The following is an 18,263-nucleotide window of genomic DNA, read 5'->3' on the forward strand; positions in this document are numbered from 1 at the left end:
GACGCTGAATTCTAGAGATCTCGGGGGCTGCTGTCAATGGATAATCCACTTTTTCCGTAGAAAATGTGAACAAACCGGGTAGAAATTTTTATCGCTTGTATATTTCGACATCTGGGCATTGTGAATAACGCACCTGAAGTGGGCACTTTATCCACAATTTGTTCATTTCGATGTGTGAGAATTGCGATGATTTGCAGAGATCAAGCCTTTATTACCCCCATGTTAATACTGTTTAATGCTAAATTAATGAGAAAACAGAATATAAATAAAGTTGTTATAAATCATGTATATGTCATTTTGATCTCAAAGATCGATCGAGATCGGGATTTACTTTTTGTTGATAAAATAAGATAATCCACAGCGATTAAAACATATAACTAAACTTCTTGCTGCTACCCGACACAATTTCCACCGTTCTCTTTAAGGTGCGCATTTCGGTGCCTTGTTTTCTATGTTGTGGGTTTCCTAGCGAGTCACGGGAGCTGTATACCTACCATGTCATTATGGAACCAATGTCTTGAGCGACTTCGCCAAGAATTACCCACCCAGCAATTCAGTATGTGGATTAGGCCGTTAGTTTCTCAAGAAGAAGATGGGACTGTTGCCTTATATGCACCTAACCGTTTTGTATTGGATTGGGTGCGGGATAAGTATTTAGATAACATTACAGGCTTACTTCGCGAGTTTGCGGGTAGCGACGCTCCGCAACTGCGCCTTGAAGTGATGAGTCGAGAGTCATTAAGTCGAAGCAGAGCTAGCTCGCCTAACTCAAACGGAACGACAGGCTCTAATACGTTTTCTGGCAGTGGCAATTCGAGCCATGCTAGTCACCATGCTACCGCGCCTAGTGCACCCGTTTCGTATAGCGAGAGTCAAGGTGTTTCGCCTACGCGATCGCAACATAATCCTTATGTGGGATCGCCACAAAATCAACAGTATGATCAAAGGCGGGATCATCAAGCACATGCACCAGTGCAACCACAACGATCGCAGCCTCCTTCACCCAAGGTGATCCCGATCCCTGAAGCAATGAAGCATAAAAGTAATATCAATCCAACCTATCAGTTTGATAACTTCGTAGAAGGTAAATCTAACCAGCTTGCGCGTGCTGCGGCTACGCAAGTGGCTAACAATCCGGGCGGGTCATACAATCCACTGTTTATTTATGGTGGTACGGGTTTAGGTAAAACTCATTTATTGCACGCAGTGGGTAATGGCATAGTCGCAAACAATGCTGACGCTAAAATTGTTTATATGCACTCTGAGCGTTTTGTACAAGATATGGTTAAGGCGTTACAAAATAATGCTATTGAAGACTTTAAGCGTTTTTATCGTTCAGTCGATGCTTTGTTGATTGATGATATTCAATTTTTTGCCAACAAAGAGCGTTCGCAAGAAGAGTTCTTTCATACCTTTAATGCGTTGTTAGAAGGTAATCAACAAATCATACTCACCTCAGATCGTTATCCTAAAGAAATTGATGGGGTAGAGGATAGATTAAAATCTCGTTTTGGTTGGGGCCTAACTATTGCTATAGAGCCACCAGAACTGGAAACCCGTGTTGCCATTTTAATGCGCAAGGCAGCAGAGAACAGAATTCACCTACCTAATGAAGTTGCCTTCTTTATTGCTAAACGTCTACGTTCGAATGTACGTGAATTAGAAGGCGCATTAAACCGGGTCATTGCCAATGCAAACTTTACTGGCCGCCCTATAACTATAGATTTTGTCCGCGAAGCGTTACGAGATTTATTGGCGTTACAAGAAAAGTTAGTCACAGTGGATAATATTCAGAAAACTGTCGCAGATTATTATAAGATTAAAGTTGCTGACATCTTGTCTAAGCGCAGAAGTCGAAGTGTGGCCCGTCCAAGGCAAGTCGCCATGGCGCTAGCGAAGGAGCTCACCAATCATAGCTTACCAGAACTGGGTAATGCTTTTGGTGGCCGAGACCATACAACGGTTCTGCATGCATGTCGTAAAATAGAGCAGCTTAGAGAAGAAAGTCATGATATAAAAGAAGACTATAAGAACCTCATACGGACTTTGTCTTCGTAAAAAATGACCTTGAGAGGCGAGATAGCACTGCGATGAAATTTTCTATAAGCCGCGAACAGTTTTTACAACCCCTGCAATTGGTATCGGGTGCCGTTGAGCGCCGTCATACTTTACCTATTCTTTCAAACATACTCATAAAAGTGAGTGAAGACGCACTTTGGCTAACGGGTACCGATTTAGAGGTTGAGTTAATCTCAAGCGCTAAATTAGAAGGTGATTTTACTGAAGGTGAAATTACCGTTCCTGCCAAAAAGCTCTTCGACATCATTAGAGGAATATCTGAAGGTACAGATATTCATTTCAGTTTAGATGGCAATAAAGCACTCATTCGTGCTGGTCGTGGTCGCTATACGTTATCGACGTTGTCGGCAAATGATTATCCTAACCTTGAAGATTGGGAAGGCGAAGTAGAGTTTGAGCTATCATGCACTGACATGAAACGCCTTATCGATGCCACCAGTTTTTCCATGGCGCAGCAAGACGTTCGCTATTATTTAAACGGTATGTCGTTAGAGACTGAAGAAAACGTTATTCGTACTGTTGCTACTGATGGTCACCGGTTAGCCTTATGTCGTCTTAATTACGAAACCTCATTGCCATCTCGCCAAGTTATTATACCGCGAAAAGGGGTGTTAGAAATATCTCGCTTAATTAGCGAAGATGATAAATCGATAAAAGTACAAATTGGTGCAAATCACCTCCGTATTTTTTCGAACGACTTTATTTTCACCTCTAAGCTTGTAGATGGTCGTTTTCCTGATTATAGACGTGTGCTTCCACAAAATGGTGACAAAGAAATTACTGCCAGCAAAGCGGTATTAAAAGACGCGTTCTCTCGTGCGGCTATTCTCTCAAATGAAAAATTCCGAGGCGTGAGGCTAAATCTAGCGTCAGGTGAGTTAAAGATTACTGCGAATAACCCAGAGCAGGAAGAAGCTGAAGAAATTGTTGATGTGCAGTATCAGGGCGACGATTTAGAGATTGGTTTCAATGTTGCCTACCTTATTGATGTCTTAAACTCACTAGGGTCTGACACCGTTAAAGTCAGTTTGTCTGATTCTAATGCCAGTGCATTAATAGAGGATAATGCTGATGACGCGGCTTTGTATGTGATCATGCCAATGCGTCTTTAATTTTGTATTCTTGTCTCAAGGTGAGCTGTATACATACTGCAGCTCACTTTCGCGTTTTAGTTAGAGTTTCCTCATGAAACTGGACCAAGTCCAGCTTACGAATTTTCGTAATATAAAGTCAGCTTCGTTTTCACCTTCATCTTCATTGAGTGTGTTTCGTGGAGTAAATGGTAGTGGTAAATCATCAATTATAGAGGCTTTATATTATTTAGGGTTTGGGCGGTCGTTTCGTACTGGCAAGCCAAGCTCTGTCATCCAGCATGGGGAAGAAGGGTTTAGTGTCTTTGCATCGTGTAAGGATGAAAATGATGTGCTAATGAAGCTGGGGTTTCAAAGAAGTAGAAGTGATAGCTTTCTTTGCAGCATTAACGGTGAACATTCGTCTAAGCTTTCTAAACTTGTCAGCCTAGTACCCACGCAACTCTTTACGCCACAAAGTACCGATTTGATTATAGGGTCGCCTTCAGAGCGTCGAAAGTTTTGTGATTGGGGATTGTTCCACGTGGAACATGGTTTTCAAAAGCTAGCCAATCAATACACAAAAGTATTGAAACATCGCAATGCGTTGTTGAAGCAAGGCGCGAATTTACAGCGTCCGGAAAATCGGTATTGGGAACACATTTTCATTGAAAATGCTGAAGCACTATCGAAAAAACGCGTAGCGTATGTGGAATCGCTCATTCCAATCTTCGAGCGTTATGCTAATGAATTTCTACCAGACTTCGATGTGGTACTTTCATATCAAAAAGGTTGGGAAAAAGACGCCTCTTTAGCAGAAAGCTTAGTTAAAAAAAGTGAGTATGATGTTAAAATGGGACATACCACTTCTGGGCCTCACAAAGCCGATGTACGGTTAAAAGTGAATGGGGTTAATGCACAGGAGTTACTATCGCGGGGACAACTGAGAATGGCTGTCGCTGCGTTACAAATGGCGCAAACTGCGTTGTTTAATTCGCTTACCAATAGAAAAAGCATATTTTTGCTAGATGATGTTGGTGCGGAACTAGATGCTGAAAAGCGAGAACGATTTATTGACGGGTTGTTATTTATGGATACGCAGGTTTTCGTTACTGCTATTGAATCTTCGCAACTCGAATTTATACAAAAATACAACGAAAAGAAAATGTTTCACGTGGAACATGGAAGCGTGAAAGAGGAGTAAAAGCTAGTATGTCAGAACAGAACAACTACGACTCGTCGAGTATTAAAGTACTTAAAGGATTAGACGCCGTACGTAAACGTCCCGGTATGTATATCGGTGACACAGATGATGGTACGGGACTTCACCACATGGTATTTGAGGTGGTCGATAACTCAATTGACGAAGCACTAGCTGGGCACTGCTCAGATATTGTCGTGCAAATACATTCAGACGGTTCTGTCTCTGTCTCTGATGATGGTCGAGGGATACCCACCGAAATCCATTCGGAAGAAGGCGTTTCTGGAGCGGAAGTTATCATGACCGTACTCCATGCCGGCGGTAAGTTCGATGATAACTCGTATAAAGTATCAGGTGGATTACACGGCGTAGGTGTATCGGTAGTAAATGCGCTTTCAAGCCGATTAAAATTGCGTATTCGCCGAAATGGTAAAACCCATGAGCAAGAATACAAGCATGGTGTGCCTCAAGAGCCATTAGCCGTAGTAGGTGAAACGGAAAAAACTGGGACTACCATTCGTTTTTGGCCTAGTGAAGATACGTTCACGAACACGCTATATCACTACGATATCTTAGCTAAACGTCTTCGCGAGCTTTCATTCCTAAACTCTGGTGTTTCAATTCGTCTTAAAGATGAACGCGACGGTAAAGAAGACCACTTCATGTATGAAGGCGGTATCCAGGCATTTGTGGAATATTTGAATCAAAAGAAAACACCCGTGCATCAAAAGGTGTTCCATTTTGCTTCGGAGCGAGAAGATGGCATTTCAGTAGAAGTGGCCATGCAATGGAACGATAGCTTCCAAGAAAACATCTTTTGCTTCACAAACAATATTCCTCAGCGCGACGGTGGTACTCACTTAGCGGGGTTCCGTGGTGCATTAACGCGAACGTTAAATAACTACATGGAAAAGGAAGGCTTAAATAAAAAGGCTAAAACCAACGCCAGTGGGGATGATGCCCGAGAAGGTTTAACGGCCGTTATTTCGGTGAAAGTTCCTGATCCTAAGTTCTCGTCTCAAACCAAAGATAAGCTAGTATCTTCAGAAGTGAGACCAGCCGTAGAGTCAGCGATGAATGAAAAGCTTGCAGAGTTTCTACTGGAAAACCCAGTAGAAAGTAAAATAATTGCAGGCAAAATTATTGATGCAGCGCGTGCGCGAGAAGCAGCACGTAAAGCCCGTGAAATGACCCGTCGTAAAGGCGCGTTAGACTTAGCAGGCCTTCCTGGAAAGCTCGCAGATTGTCAGGAAAAAGACCCGGCACTCAGCGAACTGTACATAGTGGAGGGTGACTCTGCCGGCGGTTCAGCTAAGCAGGGTCGTAACCGTAAAAACCAAGCAATACTTCCGCTTAAAGGTAAGATTCTAAACGTAGAGAAAGCGCGTTTCGATAAAATGTTGTCTTCACAAGAAGTGGCGACGCTAATTACCGCATTAGGGTGTGGTATCGGTAGGGATGAATATGATCCTGAGAAATTAAGATACCATAGCATCATTATCATGACTGATGCGGACGTGGATGGTTCACACATTCGTACACTGCTGCTAACTTTCTTCTATCGTCAAATGCCTGAAATAATTGAGCGTGGTTATGTATATATTGCTCAGCCGCCACTATATAAAGTGAAGAAGGGTAAACAAGAACAGTATCTGAAAGACGATGATGCGCTGACCAACTATCTCACCTCTATTGCAATAGATGGCTCTTCGCTGCATACAAGCTCGGATGCGCCAGGGATCACAGGGCTTGGTTTAGAAAATCTAGTGAAGCAGTACCAGAATATTGAAAAGATGATTGCGCGTATGAGACGTGTAATGCCTTCTTCAATTCTATATCGCATGCTATACACACCTACGCTAAATCTAGCCGATTTAAAAGATGAGGCAACACTATCTAATGTAGCTGAGCACTTTGTCGCACAGCTTACCGAGCGTGAGAAGGATGGTGCAACCTATCGCTATGAAATAAGAAGAGATGCAGAACTCAGCGAATTCTACATCACGATTATTATGCGTATGCACGGTATCGACTACGAATACATCATTGACCATGAATTTATTGAATCTCCAGAGTATCAACGACTGAAAACGTTGAATCTCGAAATCAATGACATGATGGGCGAAGGCGCATACATTCAACGTGGTGAGCGTAAGCAACCTGTTGAGTCATTTAAAGAAGCACTTGAATGGTTGATGAACGAAGCTAAACGTGGCCAGTACATTCAACGCTATAAAGGGCTAGGTGAGATGAACCCAGAACAGCTTTGGGAGACCACCATGGATCCTGAAAGCCGCCGTATGTTGCAAGTTACCATTGAAGACGCTATTGGATGTGACCAATTATTCACAACTCTGATGGGCGACCAGGTAGAACCTCGCCGTGAGTTCATTGAAGCCAATGCACTTAACGTAGAGAACCTTGACGTGTAGTGAAAGCGTGTTGCCCCTTAGTGCCATTCACTATGGGGCGCTAATTCACACGTTTAAAACGAAAAAACCGACATTTTCATGTCGGTTTTTTTATATCTACAAAAAAGAAAAAGCTGAGTAAGAGCAAAGATGAAGCGTGCTAAAAAAAGGAAGCGCGCTAACTCTGCTCAAGAATACGGAACAATAGAGGGGTAAAGCGAAGCGACTACTCTCGTGTGATCTTAATAGCTATTTCGCCGCTGCCAATGTCAGTAATGGCGAACCGATAGTTGCCTGTATTAGAGGGCGTGAATTGTAGCGTCTCAGAGGCTTGTTCACAGGTTAAATACACCTCAGTGTTTAGCATCACAGGCTGGCCTTTATATTTGCCTCCACAGCTTTGCGAGGGCGTCCATTGGCTATCAGACAGCTTAAAGTCATAAGGTTGTCCATCCGCAATTAATTCCACATTAACGTGCCAATTAACGCCATCTTGCTTAAAGCGATAGGCGGGTGTTGCCTCCCACCAATTAAATACGCCGCGCAAATATAGATCTTCAACTGCAATACGTGGCGATGAAGACGGCAATTCTGGCAACGCTATTTTACCGCTGCTTGTACATGCGCTAAGTAGAAGGGTAGCTGTAACAGCTAAGAGTAACTTTTTCACATAAACTCCATCTATAAAAAAGCCCAACAATTGCTGGGCTAATTTCTACCTATCGTTCTGTGCTGCGTCGCAGGTAATCACTTATGCGACTAAACTCAGTTTACGATTTAGCTAACAAAGAAATATCAGCTGTGGTTAAAAATAACTGCCTCAATAATGATAGTAAAGCTAGCCGGTTAAGTTTAATCGCTTCATCCTCAGCCATCACCATAACATTGTCAAAGAAACTATCGATAGTGTTTCTTAGCGTCGCAAGGGTAGATAAGATCACTGGGTAATCTTGAGCTTCGATGGCGCCAGCAACTTTTTCTTTCGCTTCCATTAAGGCGCTATGCAAAGCAATTTCCGCCTCTTCTTGTAACAAACGGCTATCTACGTCAGCCACCGATTCGTCTACTTTTTGCTTAGCGAGAATGTTGGCAACACGCTTATTGGCAGCCGCTAGTGCTTCTGCTTCATCCAACGTCTTGAATTTAGCGACAGCATTTACACGGGCAAGGTAATCCGCTGGTCGAGTCGGACGGCGCGCAGAAACAGCCTGAATAACATCAATGGCTACGTTTTGATCTTGTAGCAGGGCAACGAAACGGCCCAAAACAAAATCAACAACTTGTGTTTTGTACTCGCTGTTCGTTAACTTATCGCCGTAAACTTCACCTGCTTTTTCTACCAATTCAGACAAATCTAGTGGCAGAGACAACTCAGTGATAATACGTAAAACACCAATAGCGGCTCGGCGTAACGCAAAGGGGTCTTTATCACCCTTTGGCAATTGGCCAATACCAAATATGCCCACCAGGGTGTCTAGCTTGTCAGCAAGGGCTACAGCCGCGCTGACACTATTAGAGGGTAGAGCATCACCGGCAAAGCGCGGTAGATACTGTTCGTATAGCGCCGCTGCAACTAACGTGTCTTCACCATCATTCAAGGCGTAGTATTTACCCATTACACCTTGAACGTCTGGAAATTCCATAACCATATTGGTCATTAAGTCGGTTTTAGCTAACAGACCTGCACGTTGTGCTAGCGTTGCATCAGCATCAATGTGTGTTGCAATGAAAGCAGACAAGCTGGCAATACGTGAAGATTTTTCTTTTAAGGTGCCTAATTGCTTTTGAAAAAGCACACTGTCTAAACTTTCTAGACGACTTTCTAGGCTATGTTTCTTGTCGCTATTAAAGAAAAACTCCGCATCTGCAAGACGCGGTCGTATCACTTTTTCATTACCAGAGACAACTTGAATAGGGTCGCGACTTTCAATGTTACTCACAAAAAGAAACTGATTTGAAAGGTTCCCATCGGCGTCTAAAAGCGGGACGTATTTTTGGTCGTCCTTCATGGTGTAGATAAGCGCTTCTTTAGGGACGTCAAGAAACCCTTTATCGAAACTGGCTTGCATAACCACTGGCCACTCAACAAGTGACGCTATTTCTTCTAATAGTGCTTCATCAAAGTCTGGTGTTAAGGAAAGCGTTGCTGCAGCAGATTCTAATTGCTCTCTAACCTTATCTTTCCGTGCTTGGAAATCGGCAATAACATACTGAGCTTCCAACGCTTTTGCGTAATTATCAGCATGATCAAGCTCAAATCGCGCTTCGCCATGAAAGCGATGACCTTGAAGGGTTCTGCCGCTGGTGAGACCTAGAGAAGTAATATTAACCACTTCACTACCATAAATGACCGCCAACGTATGAACAGGGCGAATAAATTGCGTGGTATTGTTACCCCAACGCATTGGCTTTGGAATAGGAAGTTTAGAGACGGCTTGATTTAGCATGCCCTCTAATAACGCGGCTACCGGTTGGCCTGGTACATGGGCTTTATGTAGCAACCATTCACCCTTGTCGGTAACGAGTCTTTCGGCGTCTTCAACATTAATGCCGTTTCCACGCGCCCAGCCTTGAGCTGCTTTGGTCGGGTTTCCATCTGCATCAAAGGCAGCTGATACCGCAGGCCCACGTTTTTCCACGGTTTTGTCTGATTGACCTTCAGCTAACTGAGACACATAAACCGCAAGACGACGAGGGGCTGCAAACCAGTTAACTGAGGTAAAGGCTAAATCTGCACTGGTGAGTGCAGCTTCAAATTGAGTAGCGAAAGCCTCACCTAAAGACTTGAGTGCCTTTGGTGGTAGTTCTTCTGTGCCTAGTTCAATAAGTAAATTTTCTGTGCGCACGCTTACGCCTCCTTGTTACATAAGGGGAAGCCAAGTGCTTCGCGTTTTTCAAAGTAACTTTCTGCACAGGCTTTGGCTAATGTTCTTACGCGAAGAATATAGCGCTGTCTTTCGGTTACCGAAATGGCATGTCTTGCATCTAGCAAGTTAAACGCATGCGATGCCTTCATTACTTGCTCGTAAGCAGGCAAAGGTAAGTTCTCTTCGATTAACTTCTTACTGGCAAGTTCACATTCATCAAATGTGCGAAAGAGAGAAGGAACATCAGCGTGTTCAAAATTAAAGGTTGATTGCTCAACTTCATTTTGGTGGAAAACGTCACCATAGGTGACCTTACCTAAAGGCCCATCTGTCCATACCAGGTCATAGATGCTGTCTACGCCTTGCACGTACATCGCTAAACGCTCAAGTCCGTAGGTGATTTCGCCGGTTACCGGTTTACACTCTAAACCACCCACTTGTTGGAAATACGTGAACTGGGTGACTTCCATACCGTTAAGCCAAACTTCCCAACCCAGACCCCATGCGCCAAGTGTGGGAGATTCCCAGTTGTCTTCTACAAAGCGGATATCGTGTACCAGCGGATCGAAACCTAATTCTTTTAATGAGCCAAGGTATAATTCTTGAATATTATCGGGAGAAGGTTTCAACATAACCTGGAATTGATAGTAATGTTGAAGGCGGTTAGGGTTTTCACCGTAGCGACCATCAGTAGGGCGACGGCAAGGTTGTACATAAGCACTACTCATAGGCTCAGGCCCCAAAGAACGTAAAAACGTCATTGGGTGGAAGGTACCTGCACCAACTTCCATATCAAGGGGCTGAATTATGACGCAGCCCTGGCGCGCCCAATAATCCTGAAGCGCAAGGATCAACCCTTGAAAGGTTTTAATATCGTATTTCTGCATACATCCGCTGCTTATTGGTTAACTGACTCTGTAAAGGTGGGATAGTATACAATTACTGGGGCCTAGTATGTAGGTGTAAAGCGTTAAAAATCGCCTACAATCGCCTTGAAGCGCATAATCTTGACGAGGAGTTTAGCTGTGTCTAATGTCGTACAACGCTGTAGCTGGGTATCTAATGACCCCTTATACCAAAGTTATCACGATAATGAATGGGGCAGACCTGAGCTAGAGAGCCAGCCGCTATTTGAAAAATTGTGCTTAGATGGTCAACAAGCCGGGTTGTCGTGGATTACCATTTTAAAAAAGCAGCCCGCATACCGTGCAGCGTTTCATCAGTTCGACCCACAACGCGTGGCCGCGATGACGGAGGAAGAATTGTTAGCTTGCATGGAAAATAAAGGCATTGTTCGTAATAAATTGAAAATTCACTCAATCGTTAAAAATGCGAAAGCTTATTTAGACATTGAAAAGACAGCATCATTTAGCGACTTTATTTGGCAGTTCACAAAGGGGAAAACTATCATCAATGAATGGGCATCACCTCAACAGATTCCAACGTCAACAGACGAATCTAAAGCAATGTCAAAGGCACTAAAGAAGAGAGGCTTCACCTTCGTAGGAGAAACCATTTGCTACGCATTTATGCAGGCTGTAGGCATGGTCAATGATCATCAAACAAACTGCCATTGCTATGAAGAGGTATGCAAGCAAGCGCGTCGGTAAATCGAGATTAATGAGAAGTGACAACGCCGCAAACTAAAAAAGCACATGGGGTGAATCCATATGCTTTTTTACATTGGCTATTTTAGGGTAGGAGAGAGCTCGCAACAGTAGGACTTAAGGCTAGATAATTCCCCAAGCACCTTTGACTCATATTCAGATTCTATATGTTCTCTCGCTGCATCTTGTTTGCGCCTTTCCTGTTTACTTAGCTTTTGCCGTGCTTCAAGGATGGCGAACCCACTGACCTCGACGAAGAGCGCATGTATCTGTGGATAGCGAGCGCTATAATCTATCGGCGAGGAGACCGGAAGCGCATTTAGCAAATTAACAATTCTAATGACCCCTTCGGAAAGGTCGCACTGTTGTTGCTCCATGGCTTTTGCAATAGTAAATATGCTTTCCGAGATGGTCGCTATACGTTGTTCTCTTACTTGCTGCTGGCGTTGATTTTGCTGCTTTAATAAAAACAGCAATCTGCCAGCATAAAACCCAAGCGCGATAATAATACATGCTGCAATAGCTATAATTACTGCCCAAATCATCGTCTAACTGCTGCCCGTACTATTTTTTGAAGTCGTTAATGTCTATAGCGTTTAAATCGTCAAAAGGATCCATTTCATCGTCTTCATCGTCGTTATCCACAATACCTAGCAGATCACAAAGAATACGATATCGCGCCATTTTCTCATCAACATAAGCTTGTTGCTCTTTGGTAAGCGGCTTATCTTCGTCAAGCTTATCGAGCAAGGAAGCTAATCGCTGGTCGGCTTCAAGAGCGGCAAGCTCTTCAGCTGGCGTCGCATACTTCTTCTTTTGTAGCGGCGTATTAATAGGGGCCGCATTTTGCTTAACCAACGCTATAGGCTTTTTACTGCCATGACGCGGATCTTTATTTTCCTGGCGTTTATTGCCAGAAGAGGTGGTGCTTTCTACATTGTGGCGAGAACCTGCTGGTCTACCTTTGCGCTTTTTAGGGCGAGGGTTTTCGCTTGTGCGTTGTTTGCTTGGATTAAAATCAGGATCTTTACGAACCCCAATTAGACCAACTTTACGCGATTTCTTTGAACGTCCCATAAATTACAGTATCAAATCTGGTGAATAGAAAAGTCTATTATAGCGCGAATAGGCTAAACCTTCTTCATGAAAACCACATCATTGCTGGGAAATTCCACAATAAAACCGTGTTGTTCTGCAAGATAGGTAAAAGTAACTTCACTAAAAAAACTGACATGGGTAGGATCGTTTTTATAGTGCCATTGAGCAAAACGGGTTTTATCAATAACACGTTTAGTCATTATCGCGAGCATACCGTTTGGTTTAAGCATTTTTAACCAAAGCGCCCATTCTTTGTGGGGCTGATGAAAGTGTTCGATGGCTTCGGTACAGGTAATAATATGATATTGCCTAGTGAGGTTTTCAGGCTGGTTGGCGAAAAAAGGGTCGTAGAGTGCAACCTCAGCACCTTTCTGTTCCATCAGTTGTGCTAAGACAGGTTCAGGACCACAGCCAAAATCAATAACGCTAACCTGCTTAGAAAGATAAGGCAGCAATGGGTGCAGCAGGCGGGATAAAAACCTAACATAGCCTTCATCGTCTGCGCTATTTTCATGCAAGCTGTATTCTAATTTCTCTACGTCTTTTGAAGGTAAGTTGCTTGGGTGAACGTAAACCAAATGGCATCGTGGGCATTGCAAATACTCGCGCTTCCTATCTTGGTGATAGTGTTCGGCTGGAGTATCTGTTAGGCAAAGTGGGCAACGAGGTAATTGAGTCATGATTTTTAGGCAAGAAAAAAGGTGATGGTAAACCATCACCTTACTTTGTATGAGTGTCTGATGACACCTCTCCCGTTATTTACACTTCAATGTGCAGCTGGCTTCCCTAGTTGTGCAACTCCCCTTATTGTTTTTTTTAGCAGAGCGCTTTTTGTTTTTGGCCTTCGTGGGGCTTTATCCAAATCTTCCATGCTGATTTTTATTATTATTATATTGTTATCTCGTCTGTAGTATTACACGAATGCCTACAAACTAAGCCGCTAGATTACACGAATAATTATAAAATACAACTGATCTGGTAACAAATATTTAACAAGATTGTTTTTATCTTGAGCTAATTAATGTAAGCCCGCGATATAATTAGATAAAATTTCGATATCTTCATCGGTAAGTTTCATCGCGATATCACGCATCATGCCGTTCATATCGTTGTGACGCTCACCTGCACGAAATGCCTTTAGCTGGGAGGCAGTATACGTAGCGTGCTGACCACTGATATCTGGGAAACCTGCTAACCCCATGCCGTTCCCTTTCGGTCCGTGACATGCGATACATGCGGTCACGCCACGTGACTCATCACCACCTTGGTAAAGTGCGCGGCCTGCTTCTACATATTGCTCAGGTGTTTCACCTGCTTTTGCATCTTGGCTAGAGAAATAAGCAGCTAGGTCCTTCATGTCTTGCTCTGACAATGGTGCAGCCATGCCATTCATCACTGCATTATTACGGCCTTCTTCACCGCCAGTTTGTGATGCAAGTTTGAATTCCATCAACTGTTTAACTAGGTATTTCTCATGTTGACCCGCAATCTTAGGGTTCATGTCAATCATGCTGTTACCATCTGGCCCATGACAGGCTGCGCATACAGCAGACTTCGCTTTACCTGCTTCAGCATCGCCTTGTGCCATAACAGACGTAGACAAACCTAAAGACATACACACCAACAAACACAGTTTTTTCATAATAAATCTCTTAAATGGATCCAACGGCTCGCGTGATATACGTGATATCATGCGTATTTTACACATTTAACGCGTCAGAAAAACCTATTCCATGATAAAACTATGGTTTTTAGTCTGTTTTAACATTAAAAAGCTGTAAACCAGACGTTGTGACGCATGTGGAGGTAAGTCTAGATGTCGTATTACACCAAAGCAAAATTCTTTACCAGTGCACCGGACATTCGTCACTTAAAAGACGATACCGGTATTGAAGTGGCTTTCGCGGGTCGCTCCAACGCTGGAAAATCCAGTGCATTAAACACCCTGACACGTCAAAAGAACTTGGCGCGTACCAGTAAAACACCGGGCAGAACCCAGCTCATCAATATATTCGAGCTAGAGGAAGATCGCCGATTGGTGGATTTACCAGGGTACGGTTTTGCACAAGTACCTATTGCCATGAAGAAAAAATGGCAGCAATCCCTAGGTGAGTATCTTCAAAAAAGAAAATCACTGAAGGGAATAGTAGTACTTATGGATATTCGCCACCCCTTTAAAGACCTCGACCAAGACCTCATTCACTGGGCGGTGGACTCAGGTATTCCTGTTCTAGCGCTACTCACAAAAGCAGATAAGTTAAAGTCTGGTAAGCGAAAAGCCCAGTTGTTGATGGCCCGTGAAGCGGCACTGGCATTTATGGGTGATGTCACGGTACATACATTCTCTTCATTAAACAGACATGGTTTACCTGAGCTTGAAGGGGTGTTGAATCATTGGCTTCAGCTTGATAGAGACAAAGGTGATGTAGACGATGACACAAGCGTGCTAGACGCATAAAAGAAAACCCCACGAACTCGTGGGGTTAAAGAGAGAAAACACATAAAAACCGTAGATATAGAGCACGCTAAATTAAAATAGTTCAACGTTATCTGAAAAAAAGTGATTTATTCAATTTTTGCGAGAGTAGGTTGAATTAGGCAAGCTGGGTGGGGCACAACAGATTTGCCCTCGAAGATGTAGTGGACAAAATGTAACGGACATAAAAAAACCCCGACAAAGTGTCGGGGTTAAAGCAAAGGTTTGAAAACAGCTTTCTCACCTCTGTACCCTACACTGCACAGGGTACAAGAAAATCCATAAAAGGTAACCCTTTTTGTAATTAAATTACCAAAAATCACGAAATTTAATGGATTAAGTTCTCAATACTGTAATCTAATTACCAGTTATGGCATCTAATGGGCTTCATCCCAATTACTTCCAACACCGGCTTCCACTACCAAAGGCACATTTAAACTTGCTGCCGTTTCCATTAATTTGACGATAGTCGCCACATGTTTATCTACGTGTTCTTCTTTAATTTCAAATACAAGTTCATCATGCACTTGCATCATCATAGTGACCTCGTCTGAGGAGGAAGTCGTAATCCAATCGTCTACCTTTATCATCGCCATCTTTATAATATCTGCTGCGGTGCCTTGCATGGGGGCGTTAATTGCTGCTCGCTCTGCACCTTTTCTACGTGCGCCATTACTGGCTTTAATATCAGGTAAATATAAGCGACGGCCAAATACGGTTTCAACATAGCCTTTATCTTTTGCAACTTCACGGGTGCTGTCCATATAGTCTAAAACACCAGGGTAACGCTCGAAGTACAAATCCATATAACTTTGCGCTTCGTGGCGAGGTACATTTAACTGCTTCGCGAGGCCAAATGCACTCATACCATAAATAAGTCCGAAGTTAATGGCTTTTGCACTTCGTCTTTGTTCGGTTGTCACTTCGTCTAAAGCAACACCGAATACCTCACTTGCGGTGGCTTTATGGATATCTTCGCCTTTTGCAAAGGCACTGAGTAACCCATCATCGGCTGATAGATGAGCCATAATTCGCAATTCAATTTGCGAGTAATCCGCCGCGACAATTTTATAGCCAGGACGCGGGACAAACGCTTGCCTAACTCGCCGTCCTTCTTCATTTCGAATGGGGATATTTTGTAGATTAGGGTCGGTTGAAGAGAGCCTCCCCGTGGCCGTTATGGCTTGGTGGTATGACGTATGTACTCTGCCGGTACGGTGATTAATCATCTTCGGCAGTTTATCCGTGTAAGTATTTTTTAGCTTAGTAAGACCACGGTATTCCATAATCTTTTGAGGAAGCGGGTAGGAAAGCGCCAATTCTTGAAGCACATCTTCCGATGTTGAAGGCGCACCCTTAGGCGTTTTCTTGATAATGGGAAGTGCCATCTTTTCAAACAAGATGTGCTGAAGTTGTTTGGTAGAGCCTAAATTAAAGGCTTCACCTGCTTCTTCGTGAACCTCTTTTTCAAGCTCGGCAATTCTGGTGGCGAGATCTTGGCTTTGTTGATTCAGCTTCTGGCTATCAATAAGCACACCTTGTTGTTCCATTCTAGATAGGACACAGGCCAGTGGTACCTCTACATCAATAAGCAATTGTTTGAGTGGCTCAATATCAGACACCTTTTCCCAAATAGCTTGATGAAGACGCAGAGTAATATCGGCGTCTTCTGCCGCATAAGGGCCTGCTTCATCAAGAGAAATTTGATTAAAGGTAAGCTGCTTGGCACCTTTTCCTGCGATGTCTTCGAAATGAATGGTTTTGTGACCAAGGTAGGCCAGTGCCAACGAATCCATATCGTGACGTTGGGCAGTACTGTTAAGTACGTAGCTTTCTAACATAGTATCAAAGCCAATGCCGTTTAATGTAATATCATAATTTGCCAGTACATTTTTATCGTATTTAATATGTTGACCCACCTTAATGTGGGTAGACGAGGTAAGAATTGGCTTTAACGCTGCCAGCACTTTCTCCCTGGAAAGCTGTTCTGGTGCATCTGGGTAATCGTGAGCCACGGGAACATACGCCGCTTTCCCTGGTTCTATACAAAATGAAACACCCACAATTTCCGCTTCCATGTAATTTAAGCTAGTGGTTTCAGTGTCAAAGGCAAACAGCGCTGCTTGGTTGAGTCTTTCAACCCATTCATCAAACTGTGCTTGATCAAGCACGACTTCGTAGTCTGATTTATCAATGGGGATGCCTGAAGAAGCATGAGAAGAAGAGGCGCTACTTACTGTATCAGACGCCTCATTACTGCCTTGAGGGCCTCCTGCGCTATCACCACTGAGTAAAGCGGTGACTTCTGAATGCCAACGCTTAAACTCGTACTCCGCAAAAAGTGATTGGAGTTGTTGGTGGTCTGGCGCTTGGGGACGAAGTGCCTCAATTTTGTAATCTAAATCTAAGTCGATACTGATAGTGGCAAGCGTATAGGAAAGACGCGCTTGCTCTTCGTATTCTTGCATTTTCGCTGCCATGGATTTGCTACCACGGAAAGACAGATCGGCGATTTTATCGAGATTTTGATAAATAGCATCAATACCACCTATGCCATTGAGCAAGGCTTGGGCACTCTTATCACCAACACCCGGAACACCCGGTATGTTATCAACCTTGTCCCCCTTGAGTGCGAGAAAGTCGATAACCAATTCGGGGGGGATCCCAAATTTAGTATTAACCCCTTCAATGTCCATAATTTGATTGGTCATCGTGTTGATTAACGTAACATTCTCATTCACCAATTGAGCCATATCTTTGTCGCCCGTACTGATGAGTGTATCAATACCATGGGCTGTGGCTCTGCAGGCCAAGGTGCCGATAACGTCATCGGCTTCAACCCCAGACTCGACAATCAATGGAAGACCCATGGCTTCAATAATGGCATGTAGTGGGGCTATTTGACTGCGAAGTTCATCCGGCATAGGGGGGCGGTTCGCTTTATATTCTTTATAAATGTCGTCACGAAATGTTTTGCCTTTAGCATCAAAGATCACCGCCATGTGAGTGGGGTTATATTGCTTTATCAGGCTTTTAAGCATATTAACTACGCCATAAATAGCACCTGTATCCTGGCCTTTCGAGTTAGTAAGGGGAGGCAGTCCGTGGAAGGCTCTAAACAGATAGGAAGATCCATCAACGAGTATAAAAGGGGGCTTTTTAGTTTCAGTCATCGCCATGCAGTTAATTCAGCTTATCATTAGCCGCAAGGATGCCATAGGCAGGGGTGGATCACCATAGAGCAAGGCAAGAATAATACGATCCTTGTCTGTGGATAACTTTGTGATCTACTGTTTAAGCAAATAAGATCGAAGCGATCTTTGTCAAGTTAAAGATCACCTTCTAACGCAATAAAAATAGGGGAATGAAAGCTAAGAGTGAAGACAGCTTACCTGCGACTCGCCATTCCTTATAATGTGGATAACTTGGTGAACTTGTTTTTTTGGTTTAACCA

Annotated in this window: 14 protein-coding genes; 6 read left to right on the top strand and 8 right to left on the bottom strand. The window is 43.4% G+C overall.

The window, feature by feature from the left end; genetic code table 11:
• The first annotated feature begins 495 nt into the window (after nucleotides 1-495).
• The 4 genes from dnaA to gyrB all read left to right on the top strand — a co-directional run bounded on the left by dnaA (nucleotide 496) and on the right by gyrB (nucleotide 6,782).
• A complete protein-coding gene (dnaA, locus tag IUA53_RS00005) occupies nucleotides 496-2,058 on the top strand; it encodes a chromosomal replication initiator protein DnaA (protein WP_196897745.1) in 1,563 nt (520 codons plus the stop codon).
• Nucleotides 2,059-2,090: 32 nt separating this feature from the next.
• Nucleotides 2,091-3,191: a DNA polymerase III subunit beta gene (gene dnaN, locus IUA53_RS00010; protein ID WP_196897747.1), complete on the top strand. Its 1,101-nt coding sequence runs from the start codon at nucleotides 2,091-2,093 to the stop codon at nucleotides 3,189-3,191.
• A gap of 73 nt (nucleotides 3,192-3,264) precedes the next feature.
• Nucleotides 3,265-4,353 (top strand): DNA replication/repair protein RecF, encoded by a 1,089-nt coding sequence (gene recF, locus IUA53_RS00015; protein ID WP_196897749.1) that lies wholly within the window; start codon nucleotides 3,265-3,267, stop codon nucleotides 4,351-4,353.
• Between the two features lie 8 nt (nucleotides 4,354-4,361).
• A complete protein-coding gene (gene gyrB / locus IUA53_RS00020) occupies nucleotides 4,362-6,782 on the top strand; it encodes a DNA topoisomerase (ATP-hydrolyzing) subunit B (protein ID WP_196897751.1) in 2,421 nt (806 codons plus the stop codon).
• 205 nt (nucleotides 6,783-6,987) lie between these two features.
• Here gyrB and IUA53_RS00025 read toward each other — a convergent pair whose 3' ends face one another.
• The 3 genes from IUA53_RS00025 to glyQ all read right to left on the bottom strand — a co-directional run bounded on the left by IUA53_RS00025 (nucleotide 6,988) and on the right by glyQ (nucleotide 10,515).
• Nucleotides 6,988-7,431 (bottom strand): hypothetical protein, encoded by a 444-nt coding sequence (locus tag IUA53_RS00025; protein WP_196897753.1) that lies wholly within the window; start codon nucleotides 7,429-7,431, stop codon nucleotides 6,988-6,990.
• Between the two features lie 100 nt (nucleotides 7,432-7,531).
• Complete coding sequence (gene glyS / locus IUA53_RS00030; protein WP_196897755.1) at nucleotides 7,532-9,607, bottom strand: glycine--tRNA ligase subunit beta; 2,076 nt, start codon at nucleotides 9,605-9,607, stop codon at nucleotides 7,532-7,534.
• A 2-nt stretch (nucleotides 9,608-9,609) separates the two neighbouring features.
• On the bottom strand, nucleotides 9,610-10,515 hold the full coding sequence (gene glyQ / locus IUA53_RS00035) for a glycine--tRNA ligase subunit alpha (RefSeq protein ID WP_196897757.1): 906 nt from the start codon (nucleotides 10,513-10,515) through the stop codon (nucleotides 9,610-9,612).
• 138 nt (nucleotides 10,516-10,653) lie between these two features.
• On the opposite strand from glyQ, the gene IUA53_RS00040 reads away from it, so the two are divergent.
• A complete protein-coding gene (locus IUA53_RS00040; RefSeq protein ID WP_196897759.1) occupies nucleotides 10,654-11,238 on the top strand; it encodes a DNA-3-methyladenine glycosylase I in 585 nt (194 codons plus the stop codon).
• Between the two features lie 77 nt (nucleotides 11,239-11,315).
• Here the strand turns inward: IUA53_RS00040 and IUA53_RS00045 are convergent, their stop codons facing one another.
• The 4 genes from IUA53_RS00045 to IUA53_RS00060 all read right to left on the bottom strand — a co-directional run bounded on the left by IUA53_RS00045 (nucleotide 11,316) and on the right by IUA53_RS00060 (nucleotide 13,975).
• Entirely contained in the window at nucleotides 11,316-11,780 is a 465-nt protein-coding gene (locus tag IUA53_RS00045) for a DUF2489 domain-containing protein (protein ID WP_196897761.1), read from the bottom strand.
• A gap of 19 nt (nucleotides 11,781-11,799) precedes the next feature.
• Nucleotides 11,800-12,312: a Der GTPase-activating protein YihI gene (gene yihI / locus IUA53_RS00050; RefSeq protein WP_196897763.1), complete on the bottom strand. Its 513-nt coding sequence runs from the start codon at nucleotides 12,310-12,312 to the stop codon at nucleotides 11,800-11,802.
• Between the two features lie 53 nt (nucleotides 12,313-12,365).
• Nucleotides 12,366-13,013 (bottom strand): class I SAM-dependent methyltransferase, encoded by a 648-nt coding sequence (locus tag IUA53_RS00055; protein WP_196897765.1) that lies wholly within the window; start codon nucleotides 13,011-13,013, stop codon nucleotides 12,366-12,368.
• Between the two features lie 338 nt (nucleotides 13,014-13,351).
• Nucleotides 13,352-13,975, bottom strand: a complete 624-nt coding sequence (locus tag IUA53_RS00060) for a c-type cytochrome (protein ID WP_044055410.1) — start codon at nucleotides 13,973-13,975, stop codon at nucleotides 13,352-13,354.
• A 174-nt stretch (nucleotides 13,976-14,149) separates the two neighbouring features.
• Between IUA53_RS00060 and yihA the strand changes: the two genes are divergently transcribed.
• Entirely contained in the window at nucleotides 14,150-14,791 is a 642-nt protein-coding gene (gene yihA, locus IUA53_RS00065; RefSeq protein WP_196897767.1) for a ribosome biogenesis GTP-binding protein YihA/YsxC, read from the top strand.
• A gap of 395 nt (nucleotides 14,792-15,186) precedes the next feature.
• Here yihA and polA read toward each other — a convergent pair whose 3' ends face one another.
• Complete coding sequence (polA, locus tag IUA53_RS00070) at nucleotides 15,187-17,982, bottom strand: DNA polymerase I (RefSeq protein WP_196899368.1); 2,796 nt, start codon at nucleotides 17,980-17,982, stop codon at nucleotides 15,187-15,189.
• Nucleotides 17,983-18,263: the final 281 nt, after the last annotated feature.

This window comes from Alteromonas sp. B31-7 (assembly GCF_015767655.1).
Lineage (GTDB): Bacteria > Pseudomonadota > Gammaproteobacteria > Enterobacterales > Alteromonadaceae > Alteromonas > Alteromonas australica.